The following is an 18,595-nucleotide window of genomic DNA, read 5'->3' on the forward strand; positions in this document are numbered from 1 at the left end:
TCTGTCGGTGTGGACTGGCGGGGCGGTGCGGGTCCGGGGCCCGGGCTACTGCGCCTCGACGACGACGGCGATGCCCTGCCCGCCGCCGATGCAGAGGGTGACCAGGCCGAAGCGGCCGCCGGTGGCGCGCAGGCGGTGGACCAGCTTGACGGTCAGGATGACGCCGGAGGCGCCGATGGGGTGGCCGAGGGCGACGGCGCCGCCGTCGACGTTGGTCTTCTCCGGGTCGAAGCCGAGCTCGTCCTGGACGGCGATGGCCTGGGCAGCGAAGGCCTCGTTGGACTCGATGAGGTCGACCTGGTCGAGGCTGATGCCGGCCTTGGCCAGGGCCTTCGGCACCGCGGAGACGGGGCCGAGGCCCATGTGGGCCGGGTCGACGCCGGCGATGCCCCAGCCGGCTACCCGGGCCAGCGGCTCGAGGTCGTGGGTGGACAGCGCGTTGTCGGAGGCGAGCACGAGGCCGGCGGCGGCGTCGTTGATGCCGGAGGCGTTCCCGGCGGTGACGGTGCCGTCCTTCTGGAAGGCGGGGGGCAGCTTGGCCAGCTGCTCGAGCGAGGTGTCCTTGGGGTGCTCGTCGGTGTCGAAGACGGTCTCGCCCTTGCGGGACTTCGCCGTGACCGGCACGATCTGCTCGGCGAAGCGGCCCTCGGTGATCGCGGCGCGGGCGCGCTGGTGGGAGGTCAGGGCGAACTCGTCCTGGCGCTCGCGGGAGATGCCGAAGCGGCCGGCGATGTTTTCGGCGGTGCAGCCCATGTGGCCGTTGCCCATCGGGCAGGTCAGCCCGCCGGTCAGCCAGTCGGAGAGGTGGCCCTCCCCCATGCGCTTGCCGGCGCGCATGCCATTGACGGAGTAGGGCGCCTGGCTCATGACCTCCACGCCGCCGACGAAGGCGAGCTCGCTGTCGCCGGTGTGCATCTGGCCGGCGGCGGTGACGAGCGCCTGGGCGCCGGAGCCGCACAGCCGGTTGACGTTGAGGGCGGTGGCGGACTCGGGCAGGCCGGCCTGCAGCGCGATGGCGCGTGAGGAGTAGACGTCGCGCGGACGGGTGGGGATCACGTTGGCGACCACGGAGGCGTCGAAGGCCTCGGCCGGGGCGCCGGAGCGGGCGATCGTCTCGCGGGCGACGATCTCGCCGAGCTCGATCGGGGCGAACTTCGACAGCGAGCCCATGAAGCTGCCGATCGGGCTGCGCGCGGCCGAGACGATGTAGGTCTCCTCGGCCTTGGCGAAGGTACGCGGGGCGGTCTGCGCGTCGGTCACGATGTTCTCCTCGGTTTTTCGGGTCTGAACTGCAATTACGAATGGCTATTCGTAAGTGGTGCCCGAGAGTAGCCTACGCCACACTCCACCGTCAACCGGTTTGACGTCACCGATTCCGGTGTCACCGGGCCGGGCGCAGCCCGCAGCCCTCGATGCAGGAGCGCAGGCGGTTGAGCCCCGCGCACAGCCGATCCTCACTACCCGTGCCGATGCCGACGACCACGCCGGCGATCCCCTCCTGGCCGGGTGCGAGCCGCCAGTAGTCGCTCAGCGCCGTCACCCCGAGCCCGACCGCGCGGGCGGCGGTGACCACGCGGGACTCCACGCCCGCGCCGCCGCCGGCGAAGAGGAGCACGGCGTGCAGGCCGCCGTCCATGGGACGCGCGGTGACCGTGCCGACGGTCGCGTCGGCGGGCGTGCCGGTCGCCGCGCCCGGGGCGTCGAGGTAGTCGGCAAAGACGTCGACGAAGATGTCGCGGCGGCGCCGGTAGGCGCGGCGCATGCGGGCGGTGTGGCGGCGCAGGCCGCCCTCGATAAGGAAGTTGGCCGCGGCGTCCTGAACGATCCCGGAGACCGGCGTGCCCGCCTTCGCCGCGGCAAGCACCCCGGCGCGCAACCGCTCGGGAACCACCAGGAAGCCCAGGCCGAGGCCCGGCGACAGGCTCTTGGCGAAGGACCCGAGGGTGACCACGCTGCCGGTGGTGTCCAGCCCGGCCAGGGCGGGCAGCGGCTCGCCGACGTAGCGCAGCTCGGAGTCGTAGTCGTCCTCGATGACGACGACCCCGGCGCGCGCGGCCCAGCGCAGCAGCGCGAAGCGGCGCTCGGCCGACATCGCCGCACCCAGCGGGTACTGGTGCGAGGGGGTGACCAGCACGGCGTCGGGAATCGGGCGCAGCGTGTCGAGGGCGGCAAGGTCCACTCCCCCGGCGTTGACCCCGACGGGCACGACGCGGTGGCCGAGGCGCTCGGGCACGGCGCGCAGGGAGGGGTAGCCGGGGTTCTCCACGGCCACGGTGAGCCGGCGCGTCGGGGCGCCGGCCGGGGCATCGTCGGCGCCTCGGGCGGCGAGCGCGGAGAGCACCAGGCGCATGCCGTCGCGCGCGCCGGCGGTGACCACCACGTGGCCGGCGGCGATCGAGCGCGAGAGGCGGACGTGCTCGGCGATGGCGGCGACCAGGCGCGGCGAGCCGGGCGCGGAGTAGCCCAGGCAGGGGTCGGCGGCGGCCGAGCGCCAGGCCCGGCGCCACGCGGTGGAGGTCAGCGGCGCGGTGTCCGGCACGCCGGGGGTCAGCAGCAGCGGCGCCGCGGCGCCGGTGCGGCGGCCGGACGGCGGGGCGCCCGCGGAGAAGTCGTCCCCGTCGTGCGCGGGGTCCGCGACGGGCTGCGGGTCCGCGGCGGCGTCCCGCGGCGCGGCGCCGGGGACCGAGGTGAGCGAGAGGTCCGGCAAGCGCGGGTTGACGCGCGTGCCCGAGCGTGAGGTCACCAGGTAGCCCTCGCCGGTGAGCTGTTCGTAGGCGGCCACGACCGTGCCGCGCGAGACGCCGTGGCGCGCGGCGGCCACGCGGGTGGAGTCCAGGCGGTCACCCGGACGCAGGGAGCCGGCGGCGATGCGGGCGCGGACCTCCTCGACGATGCGGCCCGGCAGCGTGCCCGCCGGGAGCGCGGGATCGGCGGTCATCTCAGTACCGTGCCCCGCGGTCTCGGGCGCCGGCCCGTGCGATCCGCCACGCGGCGCGCACGTGGTCGACGACGGCGCCGGCGGTGGTGGGCAGCCCGTCGGCGGCCAGGCCCGCCGCCAGCTGGTAGAGGCCCACGGCCTCCAGCACCGGCCGGGCGTACGGCCCGCGCAGCTCGCCGGCCCGCTCCAGGTGGTCCCGCAGGCGCGGGTAGGCGTCCAGGTAGTCGTCGTAGCCGGGGTCGTGGGCGGCCACGCGCGCGGCGACGAGGCCGGCGAGCACGTCGCGCCCGCCGGGCAGCTCGCCCCAGGGCACGCTGGCGTCGATGACCGAGCCGCGCCCGCCGGGCAGGGCGACGATCGCGCGCCGGCCGGGCACGACGACGGCCGCGTCCTCGGCGTCGGCACGCTCGAGCGCGTCCCGGAAGGTGCGGACCGAGGGCTCCGCGTGCTCGAGCAGGATGGCGCCGTGCTCCGTGCGGATCTCGTCGCCGCGCACGGTCACCGGGGCGGCCTGCGGGGCCGGGCCCGGCGGTTCGGCGCCCTCGACGTCCTCGGGGCAGTGCACCCGGGCCGCCCCCGCGGACAGCGCGGCGCGCGCCCGCAGCCGGCCGGGCGCCCCGGTGTCGGCCACGGCCATCACGGCCCGCCGCTCGAGGGTCTGCGGCGCCGGCGGCAGGTCGAGCGGGCGCTCCAGCGGGGCGTCGCCGGCGGCCACCCGCCGGTAGTGGAACACCGTGTCGCCGGGGCACCGGCCGGGCGGGAGGCCGGAGTCGGCGGTCGCGACCACCTGGCCGCAGTACGGGGAGAGCACGTGCACGGCGGTGCGGTGGCCGGCCGCGAGCGTGACCGTGGCCGTGACGTGGCGGTCCAGGACGCCGTGGGCCATCGGCTCGTCCGGTTCGCCGAAACCGCGCTTGTGCACCATCTCCGGCTCAGGCACGGAGGCCTCGTGCGGGTCGACGCCGGCGGGCGTGCCCACCGAGAGCACCCGGGTGCGCTGGCTGCGCGCGTCGTCGAAGAGGTCGGCCTGCACCGGGCTGAGCGGGCCGGGTCCGAGGTTCTCCACGATCAGGCGGTAGCCCACCGCGACGGGCTCGGAATCCAGCACGCGCGCCCCGACCTCGGTCCAGCCCTCCCCGGTGACCGGCGGGAAACCGTGGCATTCACCGGCCACGGCGCCGCAGACGTCCACGGGCATGCCCGCCTCGACCAGCCGGCGCGCCCCGCCGCGCACGGCCGCAGCCAGGGTGTTGTCACCGAGGATGAAGAGCACGCGCACCTGCTCGGGGAGGAACGGATCCGGCGCACACAGCTCCCGGACCACCCGGTCGACGGCCAGGGCCAGCGCCGTGTCGTCCCGGACGTCGCGGGGCACCCGTTCCAGGGCGGATGCGGGGTAGAAGAGCGACATACCTGCGACGGTACCGGGCGCGCTCCACGGCGACCCACGCGGCGTCGGAAATTGAACCCGGCGTGTGGTCTATTTTTCTGGTTTGTTTTTGGACTTCTCAGTGGACCACCCGCGGGCGCAGAATGGTCCTCATGTCTGATAACAACGATGTAACTGGCACCACCCAGGGCTCGCCGCTGGTCAAGCGCGGCCTGGCCGACATGCTCAAGGGCGGCGTGATCATGGACGTGGTCACCCCGGAGCAGGCGAAGATCGCCGAGGATGCCGGCGCCGTAGCCGTCATGGCCCTCGAGCGCGTCCCCGCCGACATCCGCGCCCAGGGCGGCGTGGCCCGCATGTCCGACCCGGACCTGATCGACGGCATCATCGACGCCGTGTCCATCCCCGTGATGGCCAAGGCGCGCATCGGCCACTTCGTCGAGGCACAGGTCCTGCAGTCGCTCAAGGTGGACTACATCGACGAGTCCGAGGTCCTCTCCCCCGCCGACTACGTCAACCACATCGACAAGCAGAAGTTCACCGTGCCCTTCGTCTGCGGCGCGACGAACCTCGGTGAGGCGCTGCGCCGCATCGCCGAGGGTGCCGCGATGATCCGCTCCAAGGGTGAGGCCGGCACCGGCGACGTCTCCGAGGCCACCAAGCACATCCGCACCATCAACAAGGAGATCGCGCAGCTGGCCGGCGCCAGCGATGACGAGCTCTACGTGCGCGCCAAGGAGCTGGCCGCCCCCTACGACCTGGTCCGCGAGGTCGCCCAGGCCGGCAAGCTGCCCGTGGTGCTCTTCACCGCCGGCGGCATCGCCACCCCGGCCGACGCCGCGATGATGATGCAGCTCGGCGCCGACGGCGTCTTCGTCGGCTCCGGCATCTTCAAGTCCGGCAACCCGGCCCAGCGCGCCGCCGCGATCGTCAAGGCCACCGCCGCCTACGACGACCCGGACGTCATCGCCGAGGTCTCCCGCGGTCTGGGCGAGGCCATGGTCGGCATCAACGTCGCCGACCTGCCCGCCCCGCACCGCCTGGCGGAGCGCGGCTGGTGAGTCGCGCGGAGGCCGCGCCGACCGTCGGTGTGCTCGCCCTGCAGGGCGGCGTCGCCGAGCACGCCGAGCTCCTGGAGAAGCTGGGCGCCACGGTGCGCCTGGTGCGCCGGCCCGGTGACCTCGAGGGGCTGGACGGCCTGGTGCTGCCCGGCGGGGAGTCGACCACGATCGACCGGCTGACGCGCATCTTCGGGCTGCGCGAGCCGCTGATCGCCGCCGTGCGCGAGGGACTTCCGGTGCTGGGCACCTGCGCGGGTCTGATCCTGCTCTCCGCCGAGGTCGGGGACCCGGCCGCTGGCCAACAGGTCCTGGGACTCCTCGACGTCACCGTGCGCCGCAACGCCTTCGGCCCCCAGGTCGACTCCGCCGAGGCGGAGCTGCCCTGGACGCCGGCCGGCGGCGGCGCGGCGAGCGTGACCGCGGCCTTCATCCGTGCGCCCGAGGTCATCCGCCTCGGCGACGGCGTCGAGGCCTGCTCGGTGCTTGTCGACGCCGAGGGGCGCCGGCGCGTGGTCGGCGTGCGCCCGGGCGCGGTGACCGGGGTGTCCTTCCACCCCGAGCTGACCGGGGACGAGACCGTGCACGCGGAGTTCCTCGGACGGGTGCGGGCGCACGCGGGGGCGCGCGTCTAGCCGTCCAGCCGGCTAGCCGCGGGGCCGGCCGCGGGTTCCGTCCGCGGCGAGCACCCCGCCCGCCGGCGGGCGGGTCTCGCCCACGGTGCCGAGCACCGCGAGGTCGGCGAGATCCCAGGGGCACCGGGACGCGAGGAACGGGCGCTCCTCGGTCTGCCAGTCGTCCCAGAAGCGGGTGGCCGCGTCCTGATCGCGTACGCCCGCGTCGACCTCGCGGGCGATACCGCGGCGACGCTGCTCCTCGACGTCGCCGGTGACCCAGACGCTGAAGTCCGCCAGCGGCGCGATCGCGTCCGTCAGCGCACCGGTGCCCTCGACGATGAGCAACCGGGGTCCCGCGGGCACCTGCACCGATCCCCCACGCCCCTCGGCGACCCAGCCGGGCGGCCGGTAGTTCACCGCGTCGCCGGCGAGAAACGGTTCGATGATGTGCGTGACCAGCAGGTCGTGCCACCCGAAGCGCGAGTGATGCCAGGCGAGGTCGTCGGTGGCCACGACCGCCGTCGGACGGCCGGAGCGGGTCGCCTCGTCCGCGAGAGCTGCCGCCAGGGTGGATTTCCCGGCGCCACCGCGGCCGTCGATCAGCACGACCCGGCGGCCCCGGCCTGCGGGCAGCAGGTCGGCGAGCGGCCTCGGGGTGAAGGGCCCGAGGTGGGGCTCACCCGGGCCGGGGTCGAACAGCGCCGTCGAACTCGGCATCAGATGGTCCTTCCTGGCCTCGGCGGCAGGCCTGCGGTATCCGGGACACGGGAGTCACCGCAGTGTAGCGGACACGGCGGGCTGATGCTTCGTCTCAGACGACGGGTGTGCGCCGGACCCGGCTTGATCCCGGCACAATGGCGGGCATGGACCCCGTCATCGCCCGGCTCGCCGCCGCCGAGGCCACCTCCTGGCTGCGCGCGCAGCCCCTGGCCCCGGGCTGGGCCGGCGACGCCGCCCTCGACGCCCGGATCGCCCGGGCGCGCGCCCGCTTCTCCCGCTTCGCCGGCTGGTTCTCGCGGACCTTCCCGGACTCCGCGCCCACCGGCGGCGTCCTCGAGTCGCCGCTGGTGTGCGCGCCCGCGCTGCAGGCCGCGCTCGAGGACGACCTGGGTGCACCGCTGCGCGGCCGGCTCTGGGTCAAGCGCGACGACCTGCTGCCGGTCTCCGGGTCGGTGAAGTCTCGCGGCGGCATCCACGAGGTGCTCGAGTACGCCGAGGAGGTGCTCCAGGCCGCGGGCCTGGACGCCTCGGACGCCGGCATGCCCGCGGGCAAGAAGGCGCTGGCCGGGCACACAATCGCCGTCGGCTCGACAGGCAACCTGGGCCTGTCCATCGGGCTGGTCGGCGCCGCGCTCGGCCTGCGCGCGGTGGTGCACATGTCCCGCGACGCGAAGGGGTGGAAGAAAAAGCTGTTGCGCGAGCGCGGCGCCGAGGTCGTCGAGCACGCCGGCGACTTCTCCGCGGCCGTGGCCGCCGGGCGCCAGCAGGCAGCAGACCAACAAGACACCCACTTCGTCGACGACGAGGCCTCGCTCTCGCTCTTCGCCGGCTACGCCGTGGCCGCCGGGCGGCTGGCCGGCCAGCTGCGCGCACTCGAGATCCCCGTCGACCGCGAGCACCCGCTCGTGGTGCACCTGCCCTGCGGGGTCGGCGGGGCCCCGGGCGGGATCGCCTACGGGCTCTACCGCACCTTCGGAGCGGACGTGTGCTGCGTCCTGCACGAACCGGTGGCCGCACCGGCGGTCTTCCTCGGCGAGCGCTCGGGCCTGCGCGAGAAGATCAGCGTCGCCGAGATCGGCCTGGACGGGCGCACCGACGCCGACGGGCTCGCCGTCGGACGGATGTCGAGCCTGGTCCGCGGCGTCGTCGGCGGCCGCATCGACGGCTTCGCCACGCACTACGACGCCGAGCTGACCGGCCTGGTCGCCCGCGTACACGACGCCGAGGGCTGGCGCCTGGAACCCTCGGCGACCGCGGGGCTCACCGGCCCGTGGCGGGTGCAGGCCGACGCGGACTTCCTGCGCGCCCGCGGCCTGGACGGGGAACGCCTCGACCGGGCCACCCACATCGCCTGGTCCACGGGCGGGTCGATGGTCCCGGAGGAGGAGTTCGCCGCGCTGCTGGCGGCCGGCCGGGACGCGGCCCTGCGTTAGCGGGAGCTACCGTAGCGCCTGCTCGATCTGGGCGCGCAGCTGCGGGAAACGGTCACCCATGGCGTTGAGCAGCGGCTGGCCGAACAGGCCGAGCACGCCGAGCAGCCCGAGCACACCGGCCAGCACGCCGAAGACGGTGCCGGCTGAGGAGCCGAGGGCCGAGCCCGCGATGAAGTCGCCCTCCGAGGAGCTGTCCGCGGAGCCGTCGGCACCGTCGCCGCCGTCCGCGTCGTCCGCGTCGTCGGAGTCGTCGCCGTCCTCGACGCCCTCACCGGTGATCTCGAAGAGCGTGGTGGTCCCGGAGACCTCGTTGCCCACCACCAGCATGGGCCTGCCGTTGGGCGAGTCCTTGGCTGCGATGAACGCCAGGCCCTCCGGGCCGAGGTCACCGGCGCCCTCGGCGGAGCCGGTCTCGTCCGGGTCCACCGAGAAGTCGCGGTTGTTGACGTAGGTGACGAACTGGCTGCCCGCCGGGTCGGTGACGTCGTAGACGAAGATGCCGCCGACGCGCTCGAGCCCGATGAAGGCGTAGGTGCGCCCGTTGATCTCGCCGAGGGTGAGCCCCTCCGGCTCCGGGCCCTTGTTGTCGGAGCGGTCGTCGAAGGCGGTCTCCTCGTGGTTGGAGTTGAACACCAACGGCGAGCGCTCCGCGACGTCGGCGAGAATCTCCTCGAACTCGGCGCCCGAGTCGAAGACGCGGGTGCCGTCGGCGGAGTAGACGGAGAAGCCGCGGGTGCCGTAGGAGTAGAGCTCCTCGTAGCAGGAGCCGTCCCCGCTCAGGCCGTCGGCGAGCGTGATGTTGAGGCGGCCGAGGTTCTCGTCCTCCTGCAGGTCCTCGATGCCCTCGGCGTCGAGCCCGGCGAAGCCCTCGCACAGGCCGGGCAGCGGGCGGTCGAGGTAGTCGGTCTCGTCCGGGTCGCCCAGGTGCTTGACGCGGGCCTCCTCGGAGTAGGCGTCCCAGTCGCGGGCGTCGCCCTCGTTGGCGGTGACGAAGTAGGTGGTGCCGCCGGCCTGGTAGGCGCCGATGGAGTCCGGCTGGACCAGGCCCTTGACCGGCCAGTTGGCGATGTTGACCTTCTCGTCGCGGTCCGAGGCGTCCAGCCCGTTGCCCGGCTGGGAGTGGTCGACGGTGCCCAGCGGCAGGATGTCGGTGACCTGCGCGGCGGCGATGTCGACGACGGCCACGGCGTTGTTCTCCTGGAGGGTGACGTACGCGGTGCCGTCGACGGTAGCGATGTACTCCGGCTCGAGGTTCTGCGCGACGGTGGTGGTGTACTCCTCGCCGTCGACCTCCTCGGGCCCGAAGATGCGCACGCCCTCGGGCAGCGAGTCCTCGAAGGCGGTGAAGCCCGCGGTGCGCACGTCCGACTGCGCGGGCGCCTCGAGGCCCTCGGGCAGCGCGACGACGGAGACCGAGCCCTCCGGGTCGACGGAGTAGTCCTCCGCCGGCTCGCCCTCGTTGGCGACCAGGGCGCTGGTGCCGTCGGCGGTGATGGTGACCATGTCCGGGAGCGACCCGACGCCCACCCGGCCGAGCTCCTCGCCGTCGCCGGCGGCGTCGAAGAAGATCAGCGAGCCCGGCTCGGTCTTGTCGTCCGGCTCGACGGTGGCGGCGGCCAGGCCGTCGGCGCGCACGGCCACGGAGTTGACGGTGGTGCCCGCGCCCCCGTCGACGGAGTGCAGCAGCTTCGGCTCGGCGGGCTCGGAGACGTCGAGGACGTCGATCTTGCCGGACTGCGCGTTGACCACCATGACGCGCTGGCTGTCGGGGCGGTGGGCGACGATCTCGGCGGCGGACTCACCGAAGACGCCGGTCTCGTGGCTGCCGACGGGCTCGAGCCCGATGGCCGCGCCCGGTGCGGAATGCGTGACGGGATTGGCGACGACCGCGGCATGCGCCGGCGCTGCGTTGGTCACCGTGGCCAGACCGGCGATGCCGGTGGCCAGGGAGGTGCACAGGGCGACGCCGGTGCGGGTGGTGCGGGCGGTGCGGAGGGACGGGCGGGAGGTCATCACAAGGCTCTTCCTGGTCGGCGGACAGACAACTGCCAGGGTCCCTGAGGCGTGCGAAGCCGCGGTGGCCGCGCGGTGACGCTGCAGCGGCCTCCCGGTGAACTCCCGGAGACCGCGCCCGCCGCGTGGCTAGCATGGATATTGAGTGATCATTCCGCGGGACGGGCCTGCCACCCGGGGAGGTCGACCGCGGCGACCGCGAGGAGCCCGCCATGTTCGACCTGACCGACCAGACCGCCGTCGTCACCGGAGGTGCCGCCGGCATCGGTCGCGCGATCGTGGGGATGCTGCGCGAGGCCGGGGCCACCGTCGTCATCGCCGACCTCGACCTCGAGGCCGCCGAACGCACCGCGAAGGAGACCGGCTCGCACGCCCGCCGCCTCGACGTCACCGACCGAAAGGCGGTCCACGAGCTGTTCGCCGAGGTCAACGAGACCTTCGGCGGCATCCAGATCCTGTGCTCGAACGCGGGCATCTTCCCGCAGGCCAGCCTGGAGACCATGACCGACGAGCAGTGGAACCACATCTTCGACGTCAACGTCCGCGGCGCCTTCGTCACCGTCCAGGAGGTGCTGCCGTACATGCGCGCCGCCGGCTACGGACGTGTGGTCATCACGACCTCGATCACCGGCTCGCACACCGGCTACCCCGGCTGGGCGCACTACGGGGCGACCAAGGCCGCCCAGCAGGGCTTCATGCGCAGCGCGGCCCTCGAGGTCGCCCGCGACGGCATCACCGTCAACGGGGTGGCCCCGGGCAACGTCGCCACGGAGGGACTGAAGGCGCAGGGCGAGGAGTACAACGCGCAGATGGCGCGTGCGGTGCCGGTGCTGCGCCTGGGCGACCCGCGCGACATCGGCGCGGTGGCCTGCTTCCTGGCCAGCCGCGAGGCCGGCTACATCACCGGCCAGGTCATCGTCGCCGACGGCGGCCAGATCCTGCCGGAGTCCCCCGAGGCGATCCTGCCCGCCCGCGGGAACGGGCACGACGCCTGAGCCGCGCGGTCTGATCCGCACGGAAAAAGCCGCGCAGCCGAAGCTGCGCGGCTCCACCTGCGGCGGCCCACCCCGGGGCCGCCTGAGCTGGACGACTAGTCGTGCAGCTTGCGGTAGCCGAAGACCTCATCGATGATGCCGTACTCCACGGCGTCCTCGGCGGTGAGGATCTTGTCGCGGTCGGTGTCGATGCGCACCTGCTCCGGGGTCCGGCCGGTGTGGCGGGCCAGCGTCTCCTCCATCTGGCGGCGCATGCGCTCGATCTCGGCGGCCTGGATCTCCAGGTCGGAGACCTGCCCCTGGGTGCCCTGGGTGGCCGGCTGGTGGATGAGCACGCGGGCGTTGGGCAGCGCGGCGCGCTTGCCCTTGGTGCCCGCGGCCAGCAGCACGGCCGCCGCCGAGGCCGCCTGGCCCAGGCAGACGGTGCGCACGTCGGGGCGTACGTACTGCATCGTGTCGTAGATCGCCGTCATGGCGGTGAAGGAGCCGCCGGGCGAGTTGATGTACATGGTGATGTCGCGGTCCGGGTCCATGCCCTCGAGGACCAGCAGCTGCGCCATGATGTCGTTGGCCGAGGTGTCGTCGACCTGCACGCCGAGGAAGATGATGCGCTCCTCGAAGAGCTTGGCGTAGGGGTTGGTCTCCTTGGTGCCGTAGGCGGACTGCTCGATGAAGCTCGGCAGGACGTAGCGCGACTGCGGCATCTGCATGCCCGGGGTCGGGCCCGACTGGGGAAGCTGCAGGCCACCGGCGGAAATCGGGTTGAACATTCTCTCTACCTCTCCTATCTGCTTCCCGCTCAGTTGCTCACGGAGCCCTGGACGGTCTCGATGACGTGGTCGACCAGGCCATAGTCCTTGGCCTCCTGGGCGGTGAACCAGCGGTCACGGTCGGAGTCCTTGACGATCTGCTCGTAAGACTGACCGGAGTGCTCCGCGATCAGCTCGGCCATCTCCTTCTTGGTCAGCGCGAACTGCTCGGCCTGGATGGCGATGTCCGCGGCGGTGCCGCCCACACCGGCCGAGGGCTGGTGCATCAGGATGCGCGCGTGCGGCAGCGCGAAGCGCTTGCCGGGGGTGCCGGCGGTCAGCAGGAACTGGCCCATCGAGGCGGCCAGACCCATGCCGTAGGTGGCCACGTCACACGGCGAGTACTTCATCGTGTCGTAGATGGCCATGCCGGCGGTCACGGAGCCGCCGGGCGAGTTGATGTAGAGCGAGATGTCGCGGTTCGGGTCCTCCGCGGAGAGCAGGAGGATCTGCGCGCACAGCTTGTTGGCGATCTCGTCGTTGACCTCGCTGCCCAGGAAGATGATGCGCTCCCGCAGGAGGCGCTCGTAGACCGAGTCACCCAGGTTCACGCCCGCGTTCTCGGGGCCCATGGTGGTCCGTTCGCTCATGAGAGTCAGTCTCTCCTTTTTCTTCGTCCGTTTATTCAGGGTCCCAGGCTACCGCCGCACTCCCCCGGGATGCCGCCGTGTTCGCTGACAGCGTCGTCGGGGACGGAAAAAGGGGCCCGGGCGGTCCCGGGCCCCTTCTTCGCGGCGTGTCAGGCGGAGGTTACTTGTCCTCGGCCTCGGTGGTCTCGGTGGACTCGGCCTTGGCGTCGTTCTGCGCCTCGTCCTCGTCCTCCTCGCCGAAGTACTCCTCGGGGTCGACGGAGTTGCCGGCGTCGTCGGTCACCTTCACGCGGCAGATCGCGGCGGCCAGGGCCTTGCCGCGGCGGACGTCGGCGAACAGGTTGCCGATCTGGCCGGACTGGCTGATCTGCTGGACGAACTCGTTCGGGTCCATGCCGTAGGACTGGGCCGTGAACATGATGTGCTCGGTGAGCTCCTGCTGGGAGACCTCCGGCTGCTCCTGCTCGGCGAGGGCATCGAGGAAGAGCTGGGTGCGCACGGCCTCCTCGGCGTTCTCGCGCTGCTCGGCGTCGAACTTCTCGCGGGTGGTGCCCTGCGCCTCGAGGACGGAGTTCAGGGCGGCCTCGTCGTGGGCCAGCTGGCCGAGCAGCTGGTGACGCTGGGCGTCGACCTGGGCGTCGACGACGGTCTGCGGCAGCTCAAACTCGGTCTCGGCGAGGACCTTCTTCAGGGTCTCGTCGCGGATGGCGGCGGCCTGGCCGGTCTTCTTGGAGTCCTCGACCTGCTTGCGGGTGGCGTCACGCAGCTCGTCGACGGTGTCGAACTCGGAGGCCATCTGGACGAACTCCTCGTCCAGGTCCGGCAGCTTGCGCTCCTTGGACTGCTGGACGTGGACGTTGACCGTGGCCTCCTTGTCGGCGTACTTGCCGGACTTGAAGGTGGTGGTGAACTCGTTGTCCTCGTCGGTCTTCATGCCGCGCAGCGCGGTGTCCAGGCCGTCGATGAGGTCGCCCTTGCCGATCTCGTAGTTGATGCCCTCGGCGGCGGCCTCGGGGATCTCCTCGCCGTCGACGGTGGCCTTGATGTCGATGACGGCGATGTCGCCGGTCTTCATCTTGCGCTTGGTGTTCTTCAGCTCAGAGAAGCGGCCGCGCAGCTCGTCGAGGGCCTCGTCGACGTCCTCGTCGGAGACCTCCAGGGCCGGGACGGTGACCTCGAGGGCGGAGAAGTCCGGGACCTCGATCTCGGGCTGGACGTCGACCTCGGCGGTGAACTCGACGTGGTCGCCGTCCTCGATCTCGGTGATGTCGACCTCGGGCTGGCCGATCGGCTTGACGTCGGCCTCCTTGACGGCCTGCTCGTAGCGCGACGGCAGCATGTCGTTGACGACCTGCTCGAGGACCGGGCCACGGCCGAAGCGGGCGTCGATCAGCTGGCGCGGGGCCTTGCCACGACGGAAGCCCGGGATGGTCACCTGCTGGGCGATGGCCTGGTAGGCCTTGTCGAACTCACCCTTCAGCTCATCGAATGGAACGTTGACGGTGAGCTTGACGCGGGTGTCGCTCAGCTTCTCGACGGAACTCTTCACGGAGTCACTCTCCTGGATCGGTGCGAAAGTCTCTTCTCGATGTTTCTTACGTCGGGGCGACAGGATTTGAACCTGCGACCCCCTGCTCCCAAAGCAGGTGCGCTACCAAGCTGCGCCACGCCCCGCGACGTTCGCCAAGCATACCGGCGGGGTCTGCGGGCGACCCACACCGGGGTCGCCCGCCGGGGCCAGGCCGCGGGGGACGCGGCGCCGCCCGGGCGGGCGACGTTGACAAGCGAGACACTCTACCGGAGAGGTGCGGGCCATGGGCGGGCGGGCCGGGAAACGGCCAGGAGACGACTGCGCCCCGCCGACGCTCAGGGCGGCCGGCGGGGCGGTCAACTGGAGGGAACGACGGGAATCGAACCCGCGTCTTCAGCTTGGAAGGCTGAGGTATTAGCCACTATACGACGTTCCCAGTGGCAGCCAGCCTAGTGCAGAGGCCGCGGACGGGACAAACGCCCCGTTCGTGCGCGCGCAGTCGCCGATGCCGCCCGGGTGCACTTCCCGGGGCGATTCATGCGCCGCGGCCGGAACTTTCCGCGGGCCCGGCGCGTTGAAGCAGACGAGAACCTTCCCCGCCAACGAAAGTGGGTCATTCAGTGTCCTTTCTGCTCCTCCTCATCGTCATCGGCGCCGGGATCGCCATCTGGGCGCAGTCGAACAAGAAGAAGGAGATCGGCCGCGAGCGTGCCTCCTTCGCCGACGCGCAGGCCGACGCCCGCCGCTGGATCGAGCGCCTCGGCTCGCAGGTGCTGACGCTCTCCGGCAACGACACCGCCTCCACCCAGGCGCTGGCCGACGCCTCCGAGCGCTACAACGCCGCCTCGGCCGCCATCGGACAGGCCGAGACGGTCAAGCAGGCGCAGCTCGCCCGCGAGTCCGCGCTCGAGGGCCTGCACTACGTCAACGCGGCCCGCGAGATCATGGGCCTGCCCGCCGGCCCCGAGCTGCCGCCGCTGGCCGGCCAGCGCGCCGCCGGCAAGGTCACCGAGCGCCGCACCATCGAGCACGACGGCCAGCAGATCACGGCCTCGCCCGAGGCGAGCGCGGACACCCCGAACTACTACCCCGGCGGCAAGGTCGCGGGCCGCCCGGTTCCGGCTGGCTGGTACTCGACCCCGTGGTGGGCCCCGGCCATGGCCACCGGCCTGTGGACCGCCGGCTCGGTGATGATGTTCTCCGCGCTCTTCTCCGGCATGTCCGGCGTGGGCTACTCCGCCCACGCCTTCGAGGACGGCTACGGCTCCGGTTACGAGGACGGCCTGGCCGACGGCGCGGAGGGCGCCGACGGCGACATGGGCGACGCCGGGGACATGGGCGACGGCGGCGACATGGGTGGAGACACGGGCGGCGACGGCGGCGGCTTCTTCGGCGGTGACGGCGGATTCTTCGGCGGCGACGGCGGCGGGTTCGACTTCGGCGGCGACGGCGGGGGCTTCGACTTCGGCGGCTTCGACTTCTAGCCTGCACCCCTCCTTAATCTCCCACTTCCCCACCGACCCCCGGACGTTAGTCCGGGGGTCTCGTGCTGCACGGGGTGGGGCGCGCCGACGGGGAGCGGCGGGACGTCGGCAATTACCCCGCCCGGCATGCGCTGACACCTAAACCGGTTCAGCAACCGAAAACCCAGAAAGTGATTTACCTCACCCGTTAGGCTGACCTTGTTTCGCGCCGCAACCAACACCGTCAGGGAGGTCAGGACCGTGAGCAACGACAGAACCGAGATGACCGGGACGGGCCCGGCAGACACCGCGGGCGCGGGGCAGCCCACCGCCGTCGGGGACGACTCCGCCGGCAAGCCGCTGCGCAGCTGGACCGTCGTCGGCCCGGGCCTGGTCGCCGCGGCGACCGCGGTCGGGGCCGGCGACCTGGTGGCCACCCTCGTCGCGGGCCAGCGCTTCGGCTACGCCCTGCTGTGGGCGTGCATCGTCGGCACGGTGATGAAGATCGTGCTGGTCGAGGGCGTCGGACGCTGGACCCTGGCGACCGGGCACACCCTCTTCCACGGCTGGCACTCCATCGGCCGCTGGACCACGTGGTACTTCGCGCCGTACATCATCATCTGGGGCTTCGTCTACGGTGCCGCCGGCATGTCCGGCACCGGACTGGCGCTCAGCGCGCTCTTCCCCGGCACCTCGCTGACCATGTGGGCGATCATCTCCGGCCTGGTCGGCTTCGCCCTGATGTGGATCGGGCGCTACCGGCTCTTCGAGAAGATCATCGCCGTGCTCGTCGGGGTCATGTTCGTCACCGTCGTGGGTATCTCGACGCTGACGTTCCGTCACCTGCCCGAGATCATCACCGGCCTGGTGCCCACCGTGCCCGAGGGCTCCTTCGTCTACGTCCTCTCGCTGGCCGGCGGGATCGGCGGCACGATCACGCTGGCCGCCTACGGCTACTGGCTCTCCGAGAAGGGCTGGGGCGGCGCCGGCTGGATGCGCGTGATGCGCCTCGACAACACCGTCTCCTACATCGTCACCGGCATCTTCGTCATCGCGATGCTGCTCATCGGCGCCGACATGCTCTACAGCGCCAACCTCGCCGTCTCCGACTCCGACCAGGGCCTGGTCGACCTGGCCGGGGTGCTCGAGGAGCGCTACGGCAAGGCGATGTCGGTGATCTACCTGGTCGGATTCCTCTCCGCCGCGTTCTCCTCTGTGCTCGGCGTGTGGAACGGCGTGTCCCTGATGTTCGCCGACTACCTCGGCCACCTGCGCGGGCTGCCCGAGGGCCACCCCGACACGCACTCGGGCGGAAAATACTACCGGATCTACCTGTTCTGGCTGACCTTCCCGCCGATGCTGCTGCTCATCCTGGGCAAGCCGACCGCGATCATCATCGCCTACGGTGCACTCGGCGCGCTGTTCATGCCGTTCCTCGCACTCACGCTGCTCATCCTGCTCAACTCCGACCGGGTGCCCGCGCGCTGGCGCAACGGCTGGTTCCTCAACACCGTCGTGTCGGTCATCCTGATCGCCTTCGCCGCGCTGTGCATCCACGAGCTGATGGGCATCTTCGGCTGACGCCCGCGGACGCGCCGACGGGGAGCGGCGGGACGTCGTCAATCACCCGGCCCCACACCAGGCGGCGCCTCTGGCACACTGGGCCCATGAGCGACAACGTCCCCACGATCACCCTCAACGACGGACACGAGATCCCGCAGCTGGGCTTCGGCTCGTACAAGGTCGACAACGACACCGCGGAGAAGGTCGTCGGCCTCGCGCTGCAGGCCGGCTACCGGCACATCGACACCGCCGGGTTCTACGGCAACGAGGAGGGCGTGGGCCGCGCGATCGCGGCCAGCGGCATCCCGCGCGAGGAGATCTTCGTGACCACCAAGCTGTGGAACGACCGCCACGGCGACCCGGACGCGGCGCTGGCCGAGTCGCTGGAGAAGCTCGGCCTCGACTACGTCGACCTCTACCTCATCCACTGGCCCTGCCCCGCCCAGGACCTCTACCTGAAGGTCTGGGACCGCTTCATCGCCGCGCGCGAGACCGGGCTGGTGCGCTCGATCGGGGTGTCGAACTTCCTGCCCGAGCACCTGGACAACCTGCTGCGCCACTCCCCCGTGCCGCCGGTGGTCGACCAGCTCGAGCTGCACCCGGCCTACCAGCGCCGCGACGACGTCGCGTTCTGCCGCGACCACGAGATCGCCGTCGAGGCCTGGGGCCCGCTCGGCCAGGGCAAGTACCCGCTGCTCGAGGACCCGACCGTGACCCGGGTCGCCGAGGCCCACGGCGTCGGCGCCGGCCAGGCGGTCATCCGCTGGCACCTGCAGCACGGGCGGGTCCTCTTCCCGAAGTCCTCGAACCCCGAGCGCATCCGCGCCAACATCGACGTCTTCGGCTTCGAGCTGACGGACGAGGAAATGGCCGCGGTCGACGCACTCGACCGCGGCCTGGAGGGGCGCGTCGGACGCGACCCGAACAAGATGGAGCCTTAAGAGGGAGGCCTCCAATCAGAGGCCCGGGGGCTACTTCTCCTCGGGCAGCGCCGGGGCGACCCCGGTGCGCTCGTACTCGGAGAGGATGTCGATGCGGCGCTGGTGGCGCTCCTCCTTCGACCACTCGGCGCCGATAAAGGCGTCGACGATCTCGAGGGCCTCCTCGACGGAGTGCATGCGCCCGCCGATGCCCATCAGCTGGGCGTTGTTGTGCTGGCGGGCCAGCTGGGCGGTCTCGACGGACCAGGTCAGGGCGCAGCGGGCACCCTCAACCTTGTTCGCGGCGATCTGCTCGCCGTTGCCGGAGCCGCCGAGCACGATGCCCAGGGAGCCCGGGTCGTTGACCGTGCGGCTGGCCGCCTCGATGCAGTAGGCGGGGTAGTCGTCGGCGGGGTCGAGGGTGTGGGCGCCGCAGTCGATGACCTCGTGACCGGCGGCCTTCAGGTGCTCAGCCACGGCGTTCTTCAGGTCGAATCCGGCGTGGTCTGCTCCAAGGTAAACGCGCATGCACTGCAGTCTAGCCGCCCCGACACC

16 protein-coding genes and 2 tRNA genes are annotated in these 18,595 nt (G+C 72.0%); 7 read left to right on the top strand and 11 right to left on the bottom strand.

Annotated features, from left to right (window positions below; translation table 11 throughout):
* Window positions 1–45 precede the first annotated feature (45 nt).
* The 3 genes from QP119_RS02910 to QP119_RS02920 form a co-directional block, all read right to left on the bottom strand.
* Window positions 46–1,170 carry an acetyl-CoA C-acyltransferase gene (locus QP119_RS02910; protein WP_284773609.1) on the bottom strand — a complete coding sequence of 375 codons (1,125 nt, stop codon included), beginning with the start codon at window positions 1,168–1,170 and terminating at the stop codon, window positions 46–48.
* A 211-nt stretch (window positions 1,171–1,381) separates the two neighbouring features.
* The gene (locus QP119_RS02915; protein WP_284773580.1) at window positions 1,382–2,938 is read right to left on the bottom strand and encodes a PLP-dependent aminotransferase family protein; all 1,557 of its coding nucleotides are present in this window, start codon (window positions 2,936–2,938) and stop codon (window positions 1,382–1,384) included.
* Between the two features lies 1 nt (window position 2,939).
* Window positions 2,940–4,349, bottom strand: a complete 1,410-nt coding sequence (locus QP119_RS02920) for a hypothetical protein (RefSeq protein WP_284773581.1) — start codon at window positions 4,347–4,349, stop codon at window positions 2,940–2,942.
* Between the two features lie 131 nt (window positions 4,350–4,480).
* On the opposite strand from QP119_RS02920, the gene pdxS reads away from it, so the two are divergent.
* Window positions 4,481–5,389, top strand: a complete 909-nt coding sequence (pdxS, locus tag QP119_RS02925; protein WP_284773582.1) for a pyridoxal 5'-phosphate synthase lyase subunit PdxS — start codon at window positions 4,481–4,483, stop codon at window positions 5,387–5,389.
* Window positions 5,386–6,021 (top strand): pyridoxal 5'-phosphate synthase glutaminase subunit PdxT, encoded by a 636-nt coding sequence (gene pdxT / locus QP119_RS02930; protein ID WP_284773583.1) that lies wholly within the window; start codon window positions 5,386–5,388, stop codon window positions 6,019–6,021. Before pdxS ends, pdxT begins: the two co-directional genes overlap by 4 nt.
* A 12-nt stretch (window positions 6,022–6,033) precedes the next feature.
* Here the strand turns inward: pdxT and QP119_RS02935 are convergent, their stop codons facing one another.
* Window positions 6,034–6,720, bottom strand: coding sequence for a uridine kinase family protein (locus QP119_RS02935; RefSeq protein WP_284773584.1), 687 nt, complete (start codon window positions 6,718–6,720; stop codon window positions 6,034–6,036).
* Window positions 6,721–6,866: 146 nt separating this feature from the next.
* On the opposite strand from QP119_RS02935, the gene QP119_RS02940 reads away from it, so the two are divergent.
* On the top strand, window positions 6,867–8,156 hold the full coding sequence (locus QP119_RS02940) for a D-serine ammonia-lyase (protein WP_284773585.1): 1,290 nt from the start codon (window positions 6,867–6,869) through the stop codon (window positions 8,154–8,156).
* 6 nt (window positions 8,157–8,162) lie between these two features.
* Here the strand turns inward: QP119_RS02940 and QP119_RS02945 are convergent, their stop codons facing one another.
* Window positions 8,163–10,169, bottom strand: a complete 2,007-nt coding sequence (locus QP119_RS02945; protein ID WP_284773586.1) for a choice-of-anchor I family protein — start codon at window positions 10,167–10,169, stop codon at window positions 8,163–8,165.
* A gap of 212 nt (window positions 10,170–10,381) precedes the next feature.
* On the opposite strand from QP119_RS02945, the gene fabG reads away from it, so the two are divergent.
* Window positions 10,382–11,164 carry a 3-oxoacyl-ACP reductase FabG gene (gene fabG, locus QP119_RS02950; protein ID WP_284773587.1) on the top strand — a complete coding sequence of 261 codons (783 nt, stop codon included), beginning with the start codon at window positions 10,382–10,384 and terminating at the stop codon, window positions 11,162–11,164.
* A 95-nt stretch (window positions 11,165–11,259) separates the two neighbouring features.
* Here the strand turns inward: fabG and QP119_RS02955 are convergent, their stop codons facing one another.
* The 5 genes from QP119_RS02955 to QP119_RS02975 all read right to left on the bottom strand — a co-directional run bounded on the left by QP119_RS02955 (window position 11,260) and on the right by QP119_RS02975 (window position 14,530).
* Window positions 11,260–11,934, bottom strand: a complete 675-nt coding sequence (locus QP119_RS02955; protein WP_423777744.1) for an ATP-dependent Clp protease proteolytic subunit — start codon at window positions 11,932–11,934, stop codon at window positions 11,260–11,262.
* 29 nt (window positions 11,935–11,963) lie between these two features.
* The gene (locus QP119_RS02960) at window positions 11,964–12,602 is read right to left on the bottom strand and encodes an ATP-dependent Clp protease proteolytic subunit (protein ID WP_284773611.1); all 639 of its coding nucleotides are present in this window, start codon (window positions 12,600–12,602) and stop codon (window positions 11,964–11,966) included.
* 121 nt (window positions 12,603–12,723) lie between these two features.
* Entirely contained in the window at window positions 12,724–14,112 is a 1,389-nt protein-coding gene (tig, locus tag QP119_RS02965; protein WP_284773588.1) for a trigger factor, read from the bottom strand.
* A gap of 51 nt (window positions 14,113–14,163) precedes the next feature.
* A tRNA-Pro gene (locus tag QP119_RS02970) sits at window positions 14,164–14,237 on the bottom strand.
* A gap of 218 nt (window positions 14,238–14,455) precedes the next feature.
* A tRNA-Gly gene (locus QP119_RS02975) sits at window positions 14,456–14,530 on the bottom strand.
* Window positions 14,531–14,714: 184 nt separating this feature from the next.
* Here QP119_RS02975 and QP119_RS02980 point away from each other — a divergent pair.
* The 3 genes from QP119_RS02980 to QP119_RS02990 all read left to right on the top strand — a co-directional run bounded on the left by QP119_RS02980 (window position 14,715) and on the right by QP119_RS02990 (window position 18,061).
* Window positions 14,715–15,578: a DUF1542 domain-containing protein gene (locus tag QP119_RS02980; protein ID WP_284773589.1), complete on the top strand. Its 864-nt coding sequence runs from the start codon at window positions 14,715–14,717 to the stop codon at window positions 15,576–15,578.
* A 240-nt stretch (window positions 15,579–15,818) separates the two neighbouring features.
* Entirely contained in the window at window positions 15,819–17,138 is a 1,320-nt protein-coding gene (locus QP119_RS02985) for an Nramp family divalent metal transporter (RefSeq protein ID WP_284773590.1), read from the top strand.
* 86 nt (window positions 17,139–17,224) lie between these two features.
* The gene (locus QP119_RS02990) at window positions 17,225–18,061 is read left to right on the top strand and encodes an aldo/keto reductase (protein WP_284773591.1); all 837 of its coding nucleotides are present in this window, start codon (window positions 17,225–17,227) and stop codon (window positions 18,059–18,061) included.
* A gap of 30 nt (window positions 18,062–18,091) precedes the next feature.
* Here QP119_RS02990 and QP119_RS02995 read toward each other — a convergent pair whose 3' ends face one another.
* On the bottom strand, window positions 18,092–18,568 hold the full coding sequence (locus QP119_RS02995) for a ribose-5-phosphate isomerase (protein ID WP_284773592.1): 477 nt from the start codon (window positions 18,566–18,568) through the stop codon (window positions 18,092–18,094).
* Window positions 18,569–18,595 lie beyond the last annotated feature (27 nt).

The organism is Corynebacterium frankenforstense, from assembly GCF_030211955.1.
GTDB classification, from domain to species: Bacteria; Actinomycetota; Actinomycetes; order Mycobacteriales; family Mycobacteriaceae; genus Corynebacterium; species Corynebacterium frankenforstense_A.

Excerpts from the sequence above, each read along its gene's own strand:
- QP119_RS02910 (WP_284773609.1), bottom strand. The coding sequence starts at position 1,170 with ATGGGCTCGCTGTCGAAGTTCGCCCCGATCGAGCTCGGCGAGATCGTC.
- QP119_RS02915 (WP_284773580.1), bottom strand. The coding sequence starts at position 2,938 with ATGACCGCCGATCCCGCGCTCCCGGCGGGCACGCTGCCGGGCCGCATC.
- QP119_RS02920 (WP_284773581.1), bottom strand. The coding sequence starts at position 4,349 with ATGTCGCTCTTCTACCCCGCATCCGCCCTGGAACGGGTGCCCCGCGAC.
- pdxS (WP_284773582.1), top strand. The coding sequence starts at position 4,481 with ATGTCTGATAACAACGATGTAACTGGCACCACCCAGGGCTCGCCGCTG.
- QP119_RS02935 (WP_284773584.1), bottom strand. The coding sequence starts at position 6,720 with ATGCCGAGTTCGACGGCGCTGTTCGACCCCGGCCCGGGTGAGCCCCAC.
- QP119_RS02940 (WP_284773585.1), top strand. The coding sequence starts at position 6,867 with ATGGACCCCGTCATCGCCCGGCTCGCCGCCGCCGAGGCCACCTCCTGG.
- QP119_RS02945 (WP_284773586.1), bottom strand. The coding sequence starts at position 10,169 with ATGACCTCCCGCCCGTCCCTCCGCACCGCCCGCACCACCCGCACCGGC.
- fabG (WP_284773587.1), top strand. The coding sequence starts at position 10,382 with ATGTTCGACCTGACCGACCAGACCGCCGTCGTCACCGGAGGTGCCGCC.
- QP119_RS02955 (WP_423777744.1), bottom strand. The coding sequence starts at position 11,934 with ATGTTCAACCCGATTTCCGCCGGTGGCCTGCAGCTTCCCCAGTCGGGC.
- QP119_RS02990 (WP_284773591.1), top strand. The coding sequence starts at position 17,225 with ATGAGCGACAACGTCCCCACGATCACCCTCAACGACGGACACGAGATC.
- QP119_RS02995 (WP_284773592.1), bottom strand. The coding sequence starts at position 18,568 with ATGCGCGTTTACCTTGGAGCAGACCACGCCGGATTCGACCTGAAGAAC.